Consider the following 18947-nt stretch of genomic DNA (forward strand, 5'->3'; position numbering starts at 1 on the left):
TTTTCACGCCGGTTTCGATCGGATAGCGTCGCGATCGTGGGGGCAGTTCAGGCACAGGGGGCACGGCCCACGACCGAAACGGTCGCCGCAGCGCATGCGCAACTGCGCGCCCGCACCGACATCCAGTTCGACCTGCCTCCCGCCGCCCCGCCCGAAATCCCGCCCTGGCTGCGCTGGCTGGCCAGGGCACTGGAGCCGCTGGCGCCGTTTGCGGGCTGGATATTCTGGGGCGTGCTGATCCTGGGCGCCGCGACGATCCTGTGGCTGATCGTCGCCAACCTGATCCGCAACCGCAGCCAGCGCGACCGAGTCGCTTCGCCGGAAGCCGAGGCCGAAGCGTGGCGCCCCGAAGAGCGCGTGGCCCGCGCGCTGCTCGCCGAGGCCGATGCGATGGCGGCGGCGGGACGGTTCGACGAAGCCGCGCGGCTCCTCCTCCACCGCAGCCTCGAGGACATTGCCCGCAACCGCCCGCGCCTGCTCCGCCCCGCACTCACCAGCCGCGAGATCGCCGGGATCGCAGCCCTGCCGCAGCGCGTCCGCGAGGCGTTCGTCGCAATGGCCGCGCCGGTCGAGCGCAGCCTGTTCGGCGGGCACAGCCTGGCGCGCAGCGATTGGGAAGAAGCGCGCGCGGCCTATGGCGCCTTCGCGCTGCCGGGGTCGTGGAAATGAGCGCGGCGTCGGCGAACCCCGCGCCCTTTGCCGCGCGGACGATGCTGGTCGTGGTCGTGCTCGCGGTCACCGGCTTCCTCTCTTATGCGCTGCTCTCCGCCTATGCCGACGATCTGCGCCCGACGCGCGGCACCGGCACGCACGCGCTGTCGACCTCGGCGGTGGGCTTTGCCGGGGTCGCCGAGCTGGTCCGGCGGACGCGCGGCGAGGTCCGCTTCGCGCGCAGCGAGGCCGAGGTGGCGAGCGAGGGGGTGTTGGTGCTCACCCCCGGCCCGGACACCGATCCGGCGGCGGTGAAGCGCATCCTCGACTTGCGCAGCGACCTGACGACGATCGTGATCCTGCCCAAATGGCGCGTCGCCCCGCTGCCGAACAAGCCCGCCTGGGTCCAGTCGACGGGGACGCTGCCGCCGGTGCTGGCCGCGATGCCCGTGTCCCTGTCCGCGAAGGTGACGATCGGCGAGGGACGATCGGGCTTCCGCACGCTGTCGGGGCCGGATCTCGACAGCGCCTATGACTCGCCGGAGGGCGATGTGCTGGCCGCCTATCTCGACGACAGCCTGGCGATCTTCGTCGCCGACCCCGACCTGTTCGACAATCGCGGCCTCGCCACGCTGGCAGGGGCAGAGCGCGCGCTCGACATCCTCGGCCAGGCCGCAGCGGAGGACAGCCCGATCGCGTTCGACCTCACGCTCCACGGGTTCGGGCGCAACCCGAATCTGCTCAAGCTCGCGGTCGAGCCGCCCTTCCTGCCGCTGACGCTGTGCATCCTGCTCGCCGCATTGCTCGCGGGGTGGCACGCGATGCTGCGTTTCGGCCCCGTCGCGGTGCCCGAGCGCGCGCTGGCGTTCGGCAAGCGCGCGCTGGCGGATAACGGCGCGGCGCTGCTGCGGCTGGCGCGGCGGCGGCACTGCACCGGCGAGCGCTATGCCCATCTGGTACGCGATTCGGTCGCCGCCGATACCGGCGCGCCTGCGGGCCTGAGCGGCCCGGCGCTCGACGCCTATCTCGATCGCCTGCCGCATGGCGGCGAACCCTATTCGCAGCTCGCGGCGCGCGCCGCCGATGCCCGCGACACCGCCGCGCTGCTTTCCGCCGCGCGCGCCCTCTATCATTGGAAAAGGACCGTCACCCGTGGACATTGAGCAGGTAAAGGCCCTGGGCGACACGATCCGCGCCGAAGTGGGCAAGGCGGTGGTCGGGCTCGACGAAGCCGTCGAGCTGATGCTCGTCGCGCTGTTCGCCTCGGGACATATATTGCTCGAAGGGCCGCCGGGCACCGCCAAGACCTTCCTCGCGCAGTGTTTCGCGCGCGCGGCGGGGCTCGACTATGGCCGCATCCAGTTCACCCCCGACCTGCTGCCCGGCGACATCCTCGGATCGAACCTGTTCAACTTCCAGACCTCGTCCTTCACGCTCACGCGCGGGCCGATCTTCACCGAATTGCTGCTCGCCGACGAAATCAACCGCACACCGCCCAAGACCCAGGCGGCGCTGCTCGAGGCGATGCAGGAGCGTACCGTCACGATCGACGGCGTCGACCACCGGCTGAGCGACCGCTTCATGGTCGTCGCGACGCAGAACCCGATCGAGAATCAGGGCGTCTATCCGTTGCCCGAGGCGCAGCTCGACCGGTTCCTGTTCAAGTACGAAGTCGGCTATCCCAGCGCCGAGGAAGAACACCGGATCGTCACCGCGATGGGCAATCGCTTCGGCATGCCCCGGCCCGAGGAATGGGGCGTGGCGCAGGTCGCCGACGCCGCCACGATCCGCGCCGCCGCCGATGCGGTCGCGGCGAACCGGCTGGCCGAGGAAGTCGTCGATTACGTCGTCCGCCTCGTCCGCGCGACGCGCAGCACCGGCGATCTCCAGATCGGCGCCTCGCCCCGCGCCGCCGCGACGCTCGCCGCCGCCGCCCGCGCGCGCGCCGCATTGGACGGGCGCGATTTCGTGCTGCCCGACGATGTGAAGCGGCTCGCCCCCGCCGCGCTGCGCCACCGCGTGATCCTGTCCCCCGCCGCCGAGATTGACGGGCGATCGGTCGACGCCGTGATCGCGGCCTTGGTCGAGCAGGTGGAGGCGCCGCGTTGATACGCCCGACGCGGCAGAGCGTGATGCTGATGGCCGCCGGCGCACCGCTGGCGTTGCTGGTCGGCGTCGCGCTGCCGCAGATCTGGGCGATCGGGCTGGTGTGGATTCCGCTGATCCTTGCGCTGGTGGCGCTCGACGCGCTGCTTGCCGCCGCGCCGCCGCAGATCGACATTGCCTGCCCCGGCGCGGTCGAGATCGGGGCGCCACTGCTCGTCGACATCACCCTGTCCGCTGCCCCGCCGGGACTGGAGCTTGCGCTCGCCACCGGGCCAAGGCTGCGCCCGCGCGGCGCCGACACGATCCGCTTCGCCCCCGGCGAGCGCCAGGCGCGGATCGCGTTCGATCCCGTCCGCCGCGGCACCGACGGCATCGCGTCGGTATGGAGCCGCTGGACCGGCCCCTTGCGGCTCGTCTGGCGCCAGCGCGTCGAAACGCTCGACCGCCGCATCGTCGTCACCCCCGATATCCGCCCGGTGCGCGAAGCCGCCGCGATGCTGCTGCGCGACGCACAGGCGGGCGAGATGGCGCGCGTCGAGCGCGGCGAGGGCAGCGAGTTCGAGGCGCTGGCCGAATGGCGATCGGGGATGGAGCGCCGCACGATCGACTGGAAGGCGAGCGCGCGCCACCACAAGCTGTTCGCGCGCGAGAACCGGATCGAGCGCAACAACCAGATCGTCTTCGCGATCGATGCCGGGCGCGTGATGTGCGAGCCGGTCGCCGGGCTGCCGCGCATCGATCGCGCGATCAGCGCGGCGCTGCTCGCGGCCTATTCGGCGCTGCGGCTTGGCGACCGGGTGGCGTTGTTCGGGTTCGATTCGAAGCCGCGCATCGCGTCGGGCGCGGTTTCGGGCACCCGCGCCTTCCCGCTGATGCAGCGGCTGGCGGGCGAGCTCGACTATAGCACCGCCGAGACCAATTTCACCCTCGCGCTCGCGACGCTGGCGGGCGACCTCACCCGCCGGTCGCTGGTGGTGGTGTTCACCGAGTTCACCGACCAGGCGGGCGCCGAGCTGATGATCCGCGCCGCCGCCAGCCTGATGGGGCGTCATCTGGTGCTGTTCGTGGTCCTGAACGATGTCGAGCTCGAATCGATCGCCGCCGCCGAGCCGCGCACGATCGACGATGTCTCGCGCGCCGTCACGGCGGCGGCGATGCTGCGCGAGCGGCGGATCGTCGTGTCGCGGCTGCGGCGGCTGGGCATCCATGTGCTGGAGGCCGCGCACGACGCGGTCGGCCCCGCGCTGGTCCGCCAATATCTCGATTTCAAGCGGAGGAACCTGTTGTGAGCGTCCCCGATCCGACCGGCGCCCGCTTCCGCGACCTGCGCCAAGCGGATTGGGAGCGGCTGGAGACGCTGATCGCGCGGATCGAGCGCGGGCGCGCATCGTCGCTGTCGAACGAGGATCTGTTCGAGCTCCCGGTGCTGTATCGCGGCGCGCTGTCGTCGCTGTCGGTCGCGCGCGAGACGTCGCTCGACGCCGATCTGGTCGGCTATCTCGAATCGCTCGCCGCGCGCGCCTATTTCATCCTCTACGGCGTCCAGCCGCCGCTATGGCGCCGCATCGCGCAGTTCTTTGCCGTGGCCTGGCCACAGGCGATCCGCAGCCTGGGGCGCGAGACCGGGGTGGCGGTGGCGATGCTGCTGATCGGCACGCTCGCCGCCTATTGGATGGTGTCGCGCGATCCTTCGTGGTTCTACGCGATCCTGCCCTCCGACCTGGCGGGCGGGCGCGGGCCGCATGCTTCGGCGGCGGAGCTGCGCGCGACGCTCTATGATCCGGGCGATGCGCTCGCGGTGTTTGCGGCCTTCCTCTTCACCCATAACAGCCAGATGGCGCTGATGTGCTTCGCGCTGGGCTTTGCGTTCGGGGTGCCGACGGTGCTGCTGCTGTTCTACAATGGCTGCATCCTCGGCGCGTTCCTGGCGATCTATGTGCCGAAAGGGCTGGGGCTGGCCGCCGCCGCCTGGCTGTCGATCCATGGCACGACCGAGCTGTTCGCGATTGCGCTGGCGGGCGCGGCGGGGCTGCATATCGGGATGGCGGTGGCGTTTCCGGGCCGCGCGGCGCGCGTCGATGCGGCGGTGTCGGCGGGGCGGACCGCGGCAATCGCGATGCTGGGCGTCGTCGTGATGCTGAGCGTGGCGGGGGTGCTGGAGGGCGTGGGCCGCCAGATGATCCGCGCCGACGGCGTGCGCGCGGCGATCGGCGGGGCGGCGTTGCTCGGCTGGCTGCTCTATTTCTACGTCCTCCCGCTGCGCACGGATGCCGCCGATGGCTGAGCCGCGCACCCGGCAATTCGTCACGCCCGAGGGGGTCGACCTGCGGCTCGAGCTGGCGGGCGTGGGCGAGCGCGCTGCGGCATTCCTGCTCGACCTCATCATCCTGATGCTGGTACTGATCGCATTCACCATCGCCGCGCTGTTCGTGCTCGTGGGCACCGGCCCGGCGGGGGGGCAGGCGATGGCCGCGATCTGGCTGCTCGGCTTCTTCCTACTCCGCAATTTCTACTTCACTGCCTTCGAGCTGGGCACGCGCGGCGCCACGATCGGCAAGCGCGTGCTCAAGATGCGCGTCGTCGCGCGCAATGGCGGGCGGCTGTCGGGGCATGCCGTGGTCGCGCGCAATGCCATGCGCGAGCTGGAGTTTTTCCTGCCGCTGTCCTTCTTCGCCTATGAGAGCAGCCAGGGGCTGGCCGACTTCGCAACCGCCGGCGCGGGGCTGTTGTGGAGCGGGGTTTTCGTCCTGTTCCCGTTCTTCAACCGCGACCATATGCGCGTCGGCGACCTGATCGCCGGCACCTGGGTCGCGCGCCAGCCGCGGCGCACGCTGCGCGCCGCGGTGGTCGAGCGGCAGGCGGCACCGCTCTACAGCTTCACCGATGCGCAGCTTGGCGCCTATGGCGAATTCGAGCTGCAGAAGCTCGAGGAAGTCCTGCGCCGCGGCGACGAGCTGGCGATGATCGTCGTCGCGCGCACGATCCGCACCCGCATCGGCTGGACCGGCGCGCAGGGCGACGAACTGCCGTTCCTCCAGGCCTATTACGCCGCGCTGTGCACCCGGCTGGAGCGCAACATGCTGTTCGGGCAGCGTCGGCGCGACAAGCACGCACAAGGTTAGCGCCGCGTCAGGCGGGGAAGCGCGCCAGCGCGATCCACCCCGGCGTTCCGCCATGGATTCCTCCCAGCGGAGTCGAGGCCGGATCGGAGAAGGTGGTGATCCCGTCAAAGGGCTGCACCGTCCCCTCGATGATCTCCAGGTCGCCGGCGGCTTCCGCCACGGCCTTCAGCCCGCCCTTGGTCTTCGCGAGCAGTATCGCCAGATCGCTCATTCCGCTTCCCTCCCTTATTGCACGAGCATGGCCTGCATCGACGGCGGCAGCAGCCCGAAGGCGCGGCGCGCCGCGGCGAAGTCGGCGGCCTGACGCAGCGCTTTCAGCCTGTCTGCGATCGCCCGAGGCATGCCGCGCTGCGCGACCGGATCGATCAGCGCCGCGACCTTTGCGGGGCTGGGCGCCAGGGTCTGCGAGTCGACTACGCGCGCCCAATAGCGCGAGAAGCGCTCGTCGGTCGCGGTGCGGAGCGCGTCTTCCGCCTCGTTCGCCTGCGAATCGAGCACCGCTTTCTCCGCGCCGCCGCGGACCCCGAACAACTTGTTCGTTTCCGATTCCACTGCCCTGAGCAGATACTCGCCGCACCTGTCGATGATACCCGACCCGCTGGCCTGTTCCGCGGCCGCCTGAGTGCTCTCGTTGCTGAGCAGACGGATGCAGAAGAACTGGATTTCGTCCTGGTCGCGGATGTTCTTGTTGACGATCGCCTCCACCCGACCCGCCACTTCGCGCACCGTCGCTTCGTCGCGCGCGGATGCCTGGACGATCTGCGCAGCCACCGCGCTGGCCCCCGCCACGGTGCCCGCGCCGCCGTCGGTCGCTTTGACCATCGCATTGTAATGCGCCGTCGCTGCGGCGCTGGCGGTCGTGGCGTCGCCGATCGCCTTGTCGGCGTCGTCGCAGGCCTGCTTCTTCTTGGCGTCGTCGCCAGCCAGCGTCGTGCCCGCCGAGACCTGCGCCGTCAGCGCCGAGCATTTCGGGTCCTTGCCCTCCAGGTCGGCCTTGGTCTTCTTCGCCCCGGCCAGCACACCCGCCGCGGCAACGCTGGCCTTGTGCGCATCGTCGAGTCGAGTCGCCGCTTCCCCCGCGGCCCCGGCGCCCGCAGTGCCGTTCGCCGCGATCACCACCGTTGGCGGGCGCAACGCCCCGGTCAGTTGTTCGATCGCCATCGTAGACACGATCAGCCGCTGGAGCCGGGCCCGGTCGATCGGGCCGTCCAGCGCGCCGCCGCCGTCGTTCAGCCCCGAGAGGCAGTTATAATAGACCTGGAGGGCCAGCAAATTATATGCCTGTGTCCGGGCGATCGTCGCGCCCTGCTCCGATCCAGCATAGGAAAAGTTCGCCGAGACATCGAGCGCGGTGGGGTCGGCGGATTTCGACACCTTGCCACCGGCGGCAAGCGACTGCGCATACACGGAAAACACGTCGGGCGGCGGCTCGCTGCAGAATTTGTCGCCCTGGCGGATCACCACGCGTTGCTTGGCGTCCAGGCTGAGGATCGAATTGGCGCCATCGGCGATAGGCTTGTAGCGATAAATCGAATTATGATTGGCGCCGCAAGCGCTTAGCAATAATCCGGTGGATAATAACACGAATGCTACGACACGCATCTAAAACCTCCGCATAGAGGCGGCATGCACCGCGCCCAATTCGTTGCGACCGGAGGGATTGTCACGCAAACGAGTCGATATATCGATCCCTTTCACCATATTACTGCGCACGCCTTTTGCAACTACTTCGTCATTTGACGCACTGGTTGACGGCACAATTGTCCCGAGGGATCATTGGGCACCTCCATTTACCTCTCGCCAAATTGGCGCAGTGATGATTCACTGTCGGCGGTCAGCGGGAGCGGACGATGCGGCAGGCTGGGCTTTTCGGATTATCGGACCACATGAAGCGCCTTTCAGCGGACGGCGATCCGCTGGAGGTGCTGGCGCGGATCGTGGACTTTGAAGCGTTTCGGCCGACGCTGGTAGCTGCACTGGGCTATTCCGACGGTACCAAGGGTGGTCGTCCGCCCTACGATCCGGTGGTGATGCTGAAGGTGCTGGTGCTGGCGGCGCAGAACAACGTGGCCGACGGGCGAATGGAATGGCTGATCCGGGATCGGCTGAGCTGGCTGCGCTTCCTGGGCTTCGATCTTGGCGCAGCGACGCCGGATGCGAACACGATCCGCATGTTCCGCGAGCGGCTGACTGCGGTCGGCGCGCTCGATACGCTGTTTGCCGATTTCGACCGCCAGTTGAAGGCGCGGGGCTATCTGCCGATGGGGGGTCAGATTGTCGATGCAACGCTGGTCGCCGCGCCCAAACAACGCAACACCGAGGCCGAGAAGGCCGCGGTGAAGGCGGGCCGGAGCGCTGCCGAGATCTGGCCGGACGAACCCGCCAGGGCGCGCCAGAAGGATGTCGATGCCCGCTGGACGCTTAAATTCGCCAAGGCGCGACCGACCGCCGATGGCAAGCCGCAGCCGGATATCGCAATCCCAAGCTTCGGGTATAAAAGCAGCATCTCGATATGCCGGACCTTCGGCTTCATTCGTAAGGGCCAGGTCACCGATGGCGCGCGCTACGACGGGCGCATGCTGCGCGACGTGGTGACCAGCGACAACACCGCATCGGATGTCTGGGCCGATACCGCCTATCGCAGCCAGAGCAATGAGCGTTGGCTGAAGGCCCAGGGCCGCGTCAGCCGCATCCACCGCAGAAAGCCCAAGGGCAGGCCGATGCCCGCCCATGTCCGCCGCGGCAACGCCACCAAGTCGAAGATCCGGGCCCGCGTCGAGCATGTGTTCGCGCATCAGAAGGCCGTCATGGGCCTGTTCATCCGCACCATCGGCATCGAACGGGCCAAGGCCAAGATCACGCTCGCCAACCTGGCCTTCAACATCCACCGCCTGATCTTCCACGAGCGACGCGCCGCCATGGGATAATTGCGTCCGCGCTCTACGGAAGCCGCTGAAAATCCCGGCAAACCCAGCGCCAAACCCCAGGGCTACCCAAAGCGCCACCTCGAATCCTCAATACGATCGCATCAACGGGTAAATGGAGGCGCCCATTTAGCCAGCAGCCTGCGCGCATCCTCGCGCCCCTTCCCCTGCCCTCCCCCCCCTGCTATCGGCTCCCTCGAATCTTCGCATTCGCAGCACTCCGTTGCGCCCGCGCGGCCCCATGCCGCGTCCCCCGAGCGCCCCGGATCGGACAAGACAGGGAAGGAACCCGCGCCCCATGACCGCTATCGGCAAGGACAGCCTCGGCACTCGCGACACGCTCAGCGTCGGCACCAACAGCTATGCCTTCTACTCGCTGCCCAAGGCAGCGAAGAAGCTTGGCGATATTTCGCGCCTGCCCTTCAGCATGAAGGTGCTGCTGGAGAACATGCTCCGCTTCGAGGACGGCACCACCGTCACGCGCGAGGATGCGCAGGCGATTGTCGACTGGCAGAAGGACGCGCGTTCGAACCGCGAGATCCAGTATCGCCCCGCGCGTGTGCTGATGCAGGATTTCACCGGCGTGCCCTGCGTGGTCGATCTGGCCGCGATGCGCGATGCGATCACCAAGCTGGGCGGCGACCCGGCCAAGATCAATCCGCAGGTGCCCGTCCACCTCGTCATCGATCACTCGGTGATGGTCGACGAATTCGGCACGCCCCAGGCGTTCGACGAGAACGTCGAGCTGGAATATGAGCGCAATGCCGAGCGCTATGAGTTCCTGAAATGGGGATCGAAGGCGCTCGACAATTTCTCGGTCGTCCCCCCCGGCACCGGCATCTGCCACCAGGTGAACCTCGAATATATCGCCCAGTCGGTATGGTCGTCCAACGCCCCCGACGGCACGACGATCGCCTATCCCGATACGCTGGTCGGCACCGACAGCCATACGACGATGGTCAATGGCCTGGGCGTGCTCGGCTGGGGCGTCGGCGGCATCGAGGCGGAGGCCGCGATGCTCGGCCAGCCGGTGTCGATGCTGATCCCCGAAGTCGTCGGCTTCAAGCTGACCGGCGCGCTGGCCGAGGGCATCACCGCCACCGACCTCGTGCTGACCGTGACGCAGATGCTCCGCGCCAAGGGCGTGGTGGGCCGCTTCGTTGAATTCTATGGCCCCGGCCTGCCGATGATGACGCTGGCCGATCGCGCGACGATCGCCAACATGGCGCCCGAATATGGCGCCACCTGCGGCTTCTTCCCCATCGACGAAAAGACGATGGACTATATGCGCCTGACCGGGCGCCCCGACGAGACGATCGCGCTGGTCGAGGCATATGCCAAGGCACAGGGCATGTGGTACGATGCGTCGCTGCCCGATCCGGTGTTCACCGACACGCTCGAACTCGACATGTCGAGCGTGCGCCCGTCGCTCGCGGGGCCGAAGCGCCCGCAGGACCGCGTCAGCCTCGACACCGTCGACGAAGTGTTCAACGGCGATCTGAGCAAGGTCTATCACAAGGACCAGGCCGTGCGCGTCGCGGTCGAGGGCGCCGAGCATGACATTGGCGACGGCGACGTTGTCATCGCCGCGATCACGAGCTGCACCAACACGTCGAACCCGTCGGTGCTGATCGCCGCCGGCCTTGTCGCGCGCAAGGCGCGGGCGCTGGGCCTGACGCGCAAGCCCTGGGTCAAGACCTCGCTGGCGCCGGGTTCGCAGGTCGTCACCGATTATCTGAACAAGGCCGGGCTGTCCGAGGATCTCGACGCGATCGGCTTCAACCTGGTCGGCTATGGCTGCACGACCTGCATCGGCAATTCGGGCCCGCTGGCCGAGCCGATCTCGGCGGCGATCAACGGCAACGACATCGTCGCCGCATCGGTGCTGTCGGGCAACCGCAACTTCGAAGGCCGCGTCTCGCCCGACGTGCGCGCCAACTTCCTCGCCTCGCCGCCGCTCGTGGTCGCCTATGCGCTCAAGGGCACGGTGACCCAGGACATGTACGAGACGCCGATCGGCGAAGGCACCGATGGCCCGGTCTATCTGAAGGATATCTGGCCGACCAACGCCGAAGTCGCCGGACTGATGGCCGCGAACATCGACGACCAGATGTTCCGTTCGCGCTATGGCAATGTCTATCAGGGCGACAAGCACTGGCAGAACATCACCGTCGAGGGTTCGGACACCTATAACTGGCCCGTCAGCAGCACCTATATCCACAACCCGCCCTATTTCGAGGGCATGTCGATGACCCCCGCCCCTGTGCAGGACATCGTCGAGGCCAAGCCGCTGGCGATCCTGGGCGACTCGATCACCACCGACCACATCTCGCCCGCGGGCAGCATCAAGGCGGACAGCCCCGCCGGCACCTTCCTCCAGGGGCATCAGGTCGCGAAGAAGGATTTCAACAGCTATGGCGCGCGCCGTGGCAACGACGAAGTCATGGTCCGTGGCACCTTCGCCAACATCCGCATCAAGAACGAGATGGTCCCCGGCATCGAAGGCGGGATGACCCGCTATGGCGGCCAGGTCATGCCGATCTATGACGCCGCGATGCGCCACAAGGCCGACGGCACCCCGCTGGTGATCGTCGCGGGCAAGGAATATGGCACCGGATCGTCGCGCGACTGGGCGGCGAAGGGCACCAACCTGCTCGGCGTGCGCGCGGTCATCACCGAGAGCTTCGAGCGTATCCATCGCTCGAACCTGGTAGGCATGGGCATCCTGCCGCTGCAGTTCGCCGAGGGCGTGACGCGCGAGTCGCTGAAGCTGAAGGGCAGCGACGTGTTCACGATCACCGGCGTCGCCGGGCTGCGCCCCCGCCAGGACGTCGAAGTCACGCTGACTCGCGAGGACGGCACGGTCGAGACGTTCCTGACCCGTTGCCGCATCGATACCGTCAACGAGCTGGAATATTTCCTGCACGGCGGCATCCTCCAATACGTGCTGCGCAACCTCGCTGCCTGAGGGCACGTCGCACCGAAAACCGAAAAGGGAGGGGCTCGCCCCTCCCTTTTTTGTGCCGCGTTCGCAAGGCTGTACGCGCGATGAACCAACCGGGGCAGGCACGCCACATTGTCGCCTCCGGCCCGATCTCTGCCGCTAAAAGTCACGCAATGGCCCCATTGCTGCAACCCGACGAAACGCCCGCGCGCGTTTCGCGCCCTAGCTCCTGAAGCGCGCCGAATGGCTCCCCCGCCACTGCGGCGCGCGTTTGTCAGGAGTTAAATCATGAAGACTATGCGTATCCTCCTCACCCTCGCCGCCACGGCTGCGGGCACCCCGGCGCTCGCGCAGGATGCCAGCGAGTTCCAGGGCCCGCGTGCAGAGGCCACGATCGGGCTCGACCAGTTGCGCTTCGACCTCGCCAATGTCGGCAGCGACGGACGCGCCAAGCAAAGCGATCTCGGCTATGGATTCGCGATCGGCTATGACGCTGCGGTCACGCCGAAGCTGCTGGTCGGCGTCGAAGGCGGCGTGAACCTGTCCGATCTCCACGCGATAACCGGCGACGCCACCGACGGCGGCGAACTGCGCCAGCGCCGCGAGCTGACGCTGGCCGGGCGGATCGGCACGCCGCTGACCGCCAACACGCTGCTGTACGGCAAGGTCGGCTATGCCAACCTCCAGGTCCGCGAGGACCAGACCGTGGCCAGCGTCACCGACAGCCAGAAGCGCGATCTGGACGGCGTCCTGGTCGGCGCGGGCCTGGAAGTGAAGATGACCCCGACGGCCTATTGGAAGAGCGAATATCGCTACACCAACTATGCCGATGGCTATTCGAGCAACAAGGTGCTGACCGGCGTCGGCATCCGCTTCTGAGCTTTGGGCGGGGAGCGCAGCCGTGCTTCCCGCCCTTGCCCAAACTCATCGCGGGACGCACCCGACCAGCCGGGCATGCACCGCGCGCGCCTCCGCGATCAGCCCGGCGTCGGCCTCCGCTTCGGGATGCGCGGCGGGCGGCTGGAGCGCCGCAACCGCGACCGACCCCGCTATTCCCGCCGCATCGGCGATCCGCGCGACCAGCCGCGGATCGGCCCGACAGAGCCGGTCGTAATCGACGAAAATCTGCCGGGGCCGCACCGCGCCGGGCGCGTCGAGCAGCCAGCGATACACGGCGATCCAGCTGCCCAGCCAGTAATCGAGCTGCTCGCCCGCCGCGTCGGCCGCGGGGGCACCCGGCAGCACGAACGGACGCCGATCCGCGCCGAACTCGTGATGGCCCAGCCACGTCATGAACCGCGCGCGGAACGGGTCCTCTGCCGCCAGCGCACAGGCGCGGAGATGCTGGTGGCGCAGCGACAGCGCCTGCTGCACCGGATCGCGAAACGGATGGAGCAGCACGGCATCGGGAAACGCCGCGACCAGCGCCTCGAGCCGCAGGACATTATTGTTGTTCTTCGACAGATAGCGCCCGCCGCCGCCGGCCATCAGCACCAGCGCGACATAGTCGCGAAACGCCGCGACCGTCTCGTCGCCGATGTCCATGGGCGCGAGGCCCTGCGGCGTCCGGTAGCGCGCGCCCTCGGTGCAGCGCCAGAAGACTTCCTCGATCGCCTCGGGGCTGTCGAGATCATGCGTCAGCCCGTCGCCATGCCCGCGCTCCTGCGCGTCGACATGCCGCCGCATCCGCATCGTCAGCGCGCGCCAGCCGTTCGGGGCGAGTGGGAACGGCATGTCGCGATACGAGGGCGCGACGAAGCCGCCGGCGCCGTGCAGCATCCGCGTGAGGATCGACGTCCCCGCCCGCGCGAGTCCGCTGACGAACACCGGGCGATCGATCGGCTGCACCCGCGCCGCGCGCCCGTGCCGCGCCCGCTCGAAATCGAACGACGCCTCCAGCACGGGACGATAGTCCAGCGCGAGATGGTGGAGCAGGCGGTCAGCGCGGCTGTACACGGCGCCCCAGCTGCGTGCGGAACAACGCATAGCCCAGCGCGAGCGGGAACACCCATAGCCGCGTGGTCCAATCGAGATGGAGCTGCGATTCGGGGTCCGAGCCCGCCCAGAGCAGCGCGACAAAGGGCGACGCGACCACCACCAACAAGGCCCCGGCGCGCAGCGAGCGCGCGAACAGCCGCCGCGCCAGCAATTGCATCGCGCGCTCCTTGCCCCATTCGGACACGCCGCGCAGCGCGATCAGCCGCATCGCGCGCTGGCTGCATTCCGCCATCGCGCCGAACGCCGCCAACAGCGGCAGCGCGCGCGCCAGTTCGAGCACCGCGACCACCGCCAGCAGCGCAACCAGCAGCGCCATCAGCGCTCGCGCCGCTTGGCCGCGCCGCGCACCCGGCGGAGCACGCGCTTGACCGGGTACCAGACCAGCGAGGCGATCGCGAGCAGCAGCGATCCGATCAGCCCGAAGGCGACGCCGATCGCGCCGAACCCGAGCCCGGGGCCGGTATAGGCCGAAGCGGCCGAGGGCGCGGTGGCGAGCAGCAACGCCGCCGCGAGCGCGCAGAGATGGGGTAGGGTCAGACGCATGGAGTGGTCATCGCTTTCTGGATGGCAGTGCCATCGGTGGAGGAATCGAGGTAGCGCGCCCAGGCGAGCGCGAAGCGGCGCTGCTGGGCGTCGGCGGAAATATAGCGCCAGCGCACCGTGCCATCCGGCGCGACGCGGAGCAGGCGGCCCTGCTCGGTCTCCTCGACGATCGCGTCGCCATCGGGGAGCGGCGTGCCCCGCCCCTGCGCGCGCGTCGCGATCGCGTTGCGGCGAAACGCCTCGGCATAGGGCGAGGTCGTGACGCCCTTTGCGAAATCCTGCACCAGCAGCCGATTGGTGCCGTTCACGGCCTCGCGCGGATAGCCCATCAGGACATTGTTATCGAACACCGAGATGCGATGATCGTCGAGGATCGTGACGTCGTGCTGGAAGCGCCAGGGCAGCACCCGCCACCACAATATGCGCCCGGTCGCGGGGCGATACAGCGCCACCATCGACAGGTTGCGCAGGCTGAGGAACACGTCCCCCCGCCGCCAATGGGGGCCGTCGGCCATCACCGGCTGGATATCGTTGAGGTGGAACGGATCGTCGCTATACGGCCGCCCCCGCCACAAATGGCCGAGCCCGTTGCGTTCGAGGATCGCGGCGACCGTCACGCTCGACAGCAGCGTCCCGTCCGGCGAGACATTGGCGACGGCATCGTCCCAGAAGGTCGGGCGCACCCCCGGCTCGGTCGGGCGCGGATGGCGATAGGGCACCCAGAGCGTCCCGTCCGGGCCCCGCTCGGTGGAATGGGTGAAGATCCCGTCGAGGCTCCACATCAGCCGTCCGCACGGATCATAGCGGGCGAGCGGCGACGAATCATGGACCACGATGCTGCCATCGGACAGCAGCAGCGGATGCATCAGCCGGTTGCGTGGCGCATCCTTGTCACGCCGGACATCGGTCAGCGCCGAAGTGAAGCGCGAGCGCGCGTTCGCGGCGTCGACATCGGGCACGATATCGCGCAGCGTCGCGCCGTCGCTGAGCCGGATCAGCCGGACCACCGAGCGCCCGCGTTCGGGGTCATAGGGCGAGACCAATGCATAGCCGGGATCGACCAGCCCTTGTGCGGGGTTGCGCCAGAATCCGGCGGGCAGGCGCGGATACTGGCCGCGGAAATAGGGGGCGCTGCCTTCGAAGCTGCGCTTGATCGTATCGGGCAGGCGCGCCGTCTGGATCGCGGCGCGACCGAGCGCGCCCGACTTCTGCCAGCCATCGACCACGGCCCCGAACGCGATCAGCCCGCCCGCGCCGAGCACGATCACCAGCAGCAACAGCCAGAGCGGGACCGGGCGGTACAGCAGCCGCTCGAGCGGCGAGGTCTCGGGAGGCACCCGGCCGTCGCGCGACACGACCGGAGCGGCGGTATCGCCGCCGCCCTTGTCGCTCGAAACCAGGTCCACCTGCCGGAACATTACGAACACCCGTATTGTCCCCCCGCCCGAGGATGGGATTGGAATCAGGGCATTTCCTCAAAATTTCCGGATATGTCTGGCGTGTTTACCCCGGGCGCACAAAAATGGGGGCGACTTCCCAAAAGGAAGCCGCCCCCAAAGGCTCGCGAGGTAGTTGCGATCAGAAGCGGAAGTTGGCGCCCGCCCGGAACTGGCGCCCGATCAGACCCGCATAATGCCAGGTCGTCAGGAAGTTCGGCGCGCTGGAATAGGCCGCCGGAGCGATCGGTGCGCGCGCATCGAGCACGTTCTTCACGTTGACGTAGAAGGTGAAGCCGTCGTTCACCCGGACCGTCGCGTTCAGGTCGTTGCTGATGAACGAATTGACGTAACAGAATTTGTTGAGGTCGGTCGAACGATACAGGCTTGCCGAGCAATCCGTGGTGAAGGGTGCGGTCTGCTGGTCGGTCGACACTTCCTTGATCCGGCCGACATAATAGCTGGTCAGGCTGAGCGAGAAATTGCCGAAGTCGAGCGTGTTCTGCCAATTGCCGCGCCAGTTCGGCGTGCCGTTGCCCGACGACAGGTCATAGGGTCCCAGCGTCCCGGCATATTTCTGCACGCCAGTCGTGGTGTGCAGATCATATTGGAAAGTGTGAGTCGCCTCGATACGGCTGGTGAACTTGATCCCCGGCGAAATCTGGATGTTCGCCGTCGCCGCCAGGTCGATGCCCGACGTAATCGCGTAATTGGCGTTTACATAGGGCACGTTGATGATCAGCACGCGGGGCAGTGCATTGGGGAACAGCGGATCGGCGCCGTCGACGGTATTGACCGAATAGCCGGGGCCAACCGCAGCCACCGCCGCCTGTGCAGCCGCGAGGTTCGCCGCGCCGAAATACGCGCTGACGGCCTTGCCGATATCGGGCCCGGCGATGATCAGCTTCGATTTCTTCACATTATAATAGTCCGCCGTGAAGCTGAGCCAGGAGACCGGCTGCAGGATCGTGCCGGCCGTGAAGCTGCGCGAGGTTTCCGGTTCGAGATCGGGATTGCCTGCGACGCCGCGACCCAGCGAATAGGGAAGATTATATGCGTTGCCCCCGGTGGTGCAGCCGGTGCCGCTTGCCACGCCGCCATGGGCGATTTGGAACGCGCAAGGCGGCGTCGTCGTCACGAAGCCCGCATATTGGCTGCGCGGACCCGATTCCGCGAAGGTCGGCGCGCGGAAGCCCTGCGAATAGGTGCCGCGCAGGGCGATCTGCTTGATCGGCGTGAACTTCACGCCGACCTTGGGCGAGAAGTGGCTGAACCCTTCCGAATAATGATCGTAGCGGCCCGACGCGTTGACATCGAGGACGTTCAGGATCGGTGCGTCGAGCTCGAAATAGCCGGCAGAAACCGTGTGCTCGCCGAATGCCGAAGCGGTCGTCAGGCCATAGGTGTCGAGCGCGGCGTTCTGGTTGTTGTTCTCCAGCTTCTCGCGACGGACCTGCCCGCCCACGGCGAACTGGAGCGTGCCGCCGGGCAGTTCGGCCAGCGCCTTGGTGATCGAGGCGTCGAGGCTGTACATTTGCGAATAGGACGGCGTCGTTTTGTCAGGCGAGAGCGCGTTGCGCACCGCCGCCGTGTTGAGCGACGGGTTCACGAAATTGTACGAGCCCGTGTTGATCGCAGTCCGCAGCGCGGCGATGTTGATCAGGCCGTGCTGGGTGATGCTCAGATTGTCGCGGGCATAGACGCCGTCAATGCTCCAGTCCCAGCCGCCTTCGAAGCTGCCATGCAAGCCCGCGGCCGCGCGATAGACTTCGTTGTTGCGCTCGCTCCCGGCCGGAATGTCGCCGAACAGGTAATAGATGCGCGCGGCCCCATTGGACGGGTCGTTTGCAAAGGCCGAAGCATAGGGATTGTTGGGGTTCAGCGTGCGGCCCGGAGTCGCCGCGTTCGCGCAATTGTTTCCGGTCGGACAGATATAGACCGGCAGCACGATGCCGGGGTTGCTCGACGCGGTCAGGGGGCTGGCGCCGAACGGCTGGGTCTGACGGATCGCCGAGGGGATGCCGTGGATGCTGACATAGGACCGGCTATAGCTGCCGGTGACATAGCCCTCGATATTGTCGGCGACCCGATAGCTGACACGGCCATTGACCGAATAGCGCTCCTGCAGCGGCTGGAGCTGGCGATACATGTCGGTCAGGTCGTATTTGCAGCCGGTGCCGGCGGCGACGGTGAACGTGCCGCGGCTGCAATTGGCGAGGCCGAGCGCAGTATATTGGCTGGTCTGGGGCGATCCCGTCGCGCCGCTGAGCGGGTTGTTGAGATCGTTCTGGCGCACGCGTCCGACATAGGCGGTCGGCACATTCTGGGTCAGCGAGCTGTCGTCGGCGTTGCCGTCGTTGCCGCCGATCGCGAGCAGGTCGCGGGTGTTATACGGAAAGCCGCGGTCGTGGCTGAGCACGCGACCGTCGCGCTGATACTCGCCGTTAATATAGATGTTGAAGCCTTGCGCCTCGTAGTCGCCATAGCCTGCGGTCAGCTCCGCGCGGAGGTGCCCGGCATCGCCCTTTTCGGCGGCACCACCCTCGATCGAACCTTCGAGACCGGTAAACTGCTTCTTGAGGATGATGTTGACCACGCCGCCGATCGCATCGGCGCCGTAGCTGGACGAAGCGCCGTCCTTGAGGACTTCGACGCGGTCGACCAGGCTGAACGGGATGCTGTTCAGGTCGACATAGGCGTTATGGCCGTCGTCGTTGATCGGGAAATTGGTCGAGCGCAGCCCGTCAATGAGCACCAGCGTCGACGAAACACCCAGCCCGCGCAGCGACACGGCCGAACCGCCGGCGGAGAAACCGGTCTGGAAGCCCGTGCCGATCGATCCGGCACTGTCGGCGGAGATCGAGCGGATGGCGTCGGCGATCGTGGTGATGCCGGCCTTGTCGAGCGTATCGGCGGTCAGCACGGTGACCGGCGACGGCGTCTCGGTGTCGGCGCGGCGGAACCGCGAGCCGGTGACGACGATCTGGTCCTGCGCGCCGTCGTCGGCGGCTGGGGCGTCCTGCGCGACCGGCACCTGCGGCGCGGTCTGCGCCATTGCGGGTGCGATCGATCCGAGTGCAAGTGCGAACGGCGCGGCGCTGCGGCTGAGCCGCGCGAAATGAGAGCGTGTCGAGGACTGCATGGGGCTGTTGCCTCCGGAGGCCGCTGGGTAGGCGGCGCGCTTGGGTAAGCGGGCCTCCCCCCGGATGGCCCGTTACAGCCC

At 67.7% G+C, this 18947-nt stretch carries 16 protein-coding genes; 9 read left to right on the forward strand and 7 right to left on the reverse strand.

The features are described 5' to 3' along the window. Nucleotides 1-36: 36 nt before the first annotated feature. The 6 genes from TS85_RS17475 to TS85_RS17500 are packed head-to-tail and all read left to right on the forward strand — an operon-like array spanning nucleotide 37 to nucleotide 5879. The gene (locus TS85_RS17475; protein ID WP_044336536.1) at nucleotides 37-669 is read left to right on the forward strand and encodes a hypothetical protein; all 633 of its coding nucleotides are present in this window, start codon (nucleotides 37-39) and stop codon (nucleotides 667-669) included. After that, on the forward strand, nucleotides 666-1814 hold the full coding sequence (locus TS85_RS17480; RefSeq protein WP_044333905.1) for a hypothetical protein: 1149 nt from the start codon (nucleotides 666-668) through the stop codon (nucleotides 1812-1814). Before TS85_RS17475 ends, TS85_RS17480 begins: the two co-directional genes overlap by 4 nt. Beyond that, complete coding sequence (locus TS85_RS17485; RefSeq protein WP_044333907.1) at nucleotides 1804-2760, forward strand: AAA family ATPase; 957 nt, start codon at nucleotides 1804-1806, stop codon at nucleotides 2758-2760. The genes TS85_RS17480 and TS85_RS17485 overlap by 11 nt, the downstream gene beginning before the upstream one ends. Further along, nucleotides 2757-4046, forward strand: a complete 1290-nt coding sequence (locus tag TS85_RS17490) for a DUF58 domain-containing protein (protein WP_044333910.1) — start codon at nucleotides 2757-2759, stop codon at nucleotides 4044-4046. The genes TS85_RS17485 and TS85_RS17490 overlap by 4 nt, the downstream gene beginning before the upstream one ends. After that, nucleotides 4043-5041 (forward strand): stage II sporulation protein M, encoded by a 999-nt coding sequence (locus tag TS85_RS17495; protein WP_044333912.1) that lies wholly within the window; start codon nucleotides 4043-4045, stop codon nucleotides 5039-5041. Before TS85_RS17490 ends, TS85_RS17495 begins: the two co-directional genes overlap by 4 nt. Next, entirely contained in the window at nucleotides 5034-5879 is an 846-nt protein-coding gene (locus TS85_RS17500; protein WP_155006470.1) for an RDD family protein, read from the forward strand. The genes TS85_RS17495 and TS85_RS17500 overlap by 8 nt, the downstream gene beginning before the upstream one ends. Before the next feature lie 7 nt (nucleotides 5880-5886). On the opposite strand, the gene TS85_RS17505 is transcribed toward TS85_RS17500, so the two are convergent. Both TS85_RS17505 and TS85_RS17510 read right to left on the reverse strand, forming a co-directional pair. Then, complete coding sequence (locus tag TS85_RS17505) at nucleotides 5887-6090, reverse strand: hypothetical protein (RefSeq protein ID WP_044333915.1); 204 nt, start codon at nucleotides 6088-6090, stop codon at nucleotides 5887-5889. 14 nt (nucleotides 6091-6104) lie between these two features. Further along, the gene (locus TS85_RS17510) at nucleotides 6105-7442 is read right to left on the reverse strand and encodes a hypothetical protein (protein ID WP_044333916.1); all 1338 of its coding nucleotides are present in this window, start codon (nucleotides 7440-7442) and stop codon (nucleotides 6105-6107) included. A gap of 287 nt (nucleotides 7443-7729) precedes the next feature. On the opposite strand from TS85_RS17510, the gene TS85_RS17515 reads away from it, so the two are divergent. From TS85_RS17515 to TS85_RS17525, 3 genes are all read left to right on the forward strand, one after another. Further along, nucleotides 7730-8806 carry an IS5 family transposase gene (locus tag TS85_RS17515; RefSeq protein WP_044332087.1) on the forward strand — a complete coding sequence of 359 codons (1077 nt, stop codon included), beginning with the start codon at nucleotides 7730-7732 and terminating at the stop codon, nucleotides 8804-8806. Nucleotides 8807-9101: 295 nt separating this feature from the next. Then, entirely contained in the window at nucleotides 9102-11771 is a 2670-nt protein-coding gene (gene acnA / locus TS85_RS17520; RefSeq protein ID WP_044333918.1) for an aconitate hydratase AcnA, read from the forward strand. A 264-nt stretch (nucleotides 11772-12035) separates the two neighbouring features. Next, a complete protein-coding gene (locus TS85_RS17525) occupies nucleotides 12036-12626 on the forward strand; it encodes an outer membrane protein (protein WP_077228680.1) in 591 nt (196 codons plus the stop codon). 45 nt (nucleotides 12627-12671) lie between these two features. On the opposite strand, the gene TS85_RS17530 is transcribed toward TS85_RS17525, so the two are convergent. The 5 genes from TS85_RS17530 to TS85_RS17550 all read right to left on the reverse strand — a co-directional run bounded on the left by TS85_RS17530 (nucleotide 12672) and on the right by TS85_RS17550 (nucleotide 18866). Beyond that, on the reverse strand, nucleotides 12672-13733 hold the full coding sequence (locus TS85_RS17530) for a sulfotransferase (RefSeq protein ID WP_077228681.1): 1062 nt from the start codon (nucleotides 13731-13733) through the stop codon (nucleotides 12672-12674). Beyond that, the gene (locus TS85_RS17535; protein ID WP_044333922.1) at nucleotides 13687-14061 is read right to left on the reverse strand and encodes a hypothetical protein; all 375 of its coding nucleotides are present in this window, start codon (nucleotides 14059-14061) and stop codon (nucleotides 13687-13689) included. Before TS85_RS17535 ends, TS85_RS17530 begins: the two co-directional genes overlap by 47 nt. Continuing rightward, the gene (locus TS85_RS17540) at nucleotides 14061-14288 is read right to left on the reverse strand and encodes a hypothetical protein (protein WP_044333924.1); all 228 of its coding nucleotides are present in this window, start codon (nucleotides 14286-14288) and stop codon (nucleotides 14061-14063) included. The genes TS85_RS17535 and TS85_RS17540 overlap by 1 nt, the downstream gene beginning before the upstream one ends. Beyond that, the gene (locus TS85_RS17545; protein WP_155006471.1) at nucleotides 14279-15706 is read right to left on the reverse strand and encodes an arylsulfotransferase family protein; all 1428 of its coding nucleotides are present in this window, start codon (nucleotides 15704-15706) and stop codon (nucleotides 14279-14281) included. Before TS85_RS17545 ends, TS85_RS17540 begins: the two co-directional genes overlap by 10 nt. 160 nt (nucleotides 15707-15866) lie before the next feature. Beyond that, nucleotides 15867-18866 carry a TonB-dependent receptor domain-containing protein gene (locus TS85_RS17550; protein WP_044333928.1) on the reverse strand — a complete coding sequence of 1000 codons (3000 nt, stop codon included), beginning with the start codon at nucleotides 18864-18866 and terminating at the stop codon, nucleotides 15867-15869. Nucleotides 18867-18947 lie beyond the last annotated feature (81 nt).

It is taken from the genome of Sphingomonas hengshuiensis (assembly GCF_000935025.1).
Lineage (GTDB): Bacteria > Pseudomonadota > Alphaproteobacteria > Sphingomonadales > Sphingomonadaceae > Sphingomonas > Sphingomonas hengshuiensis.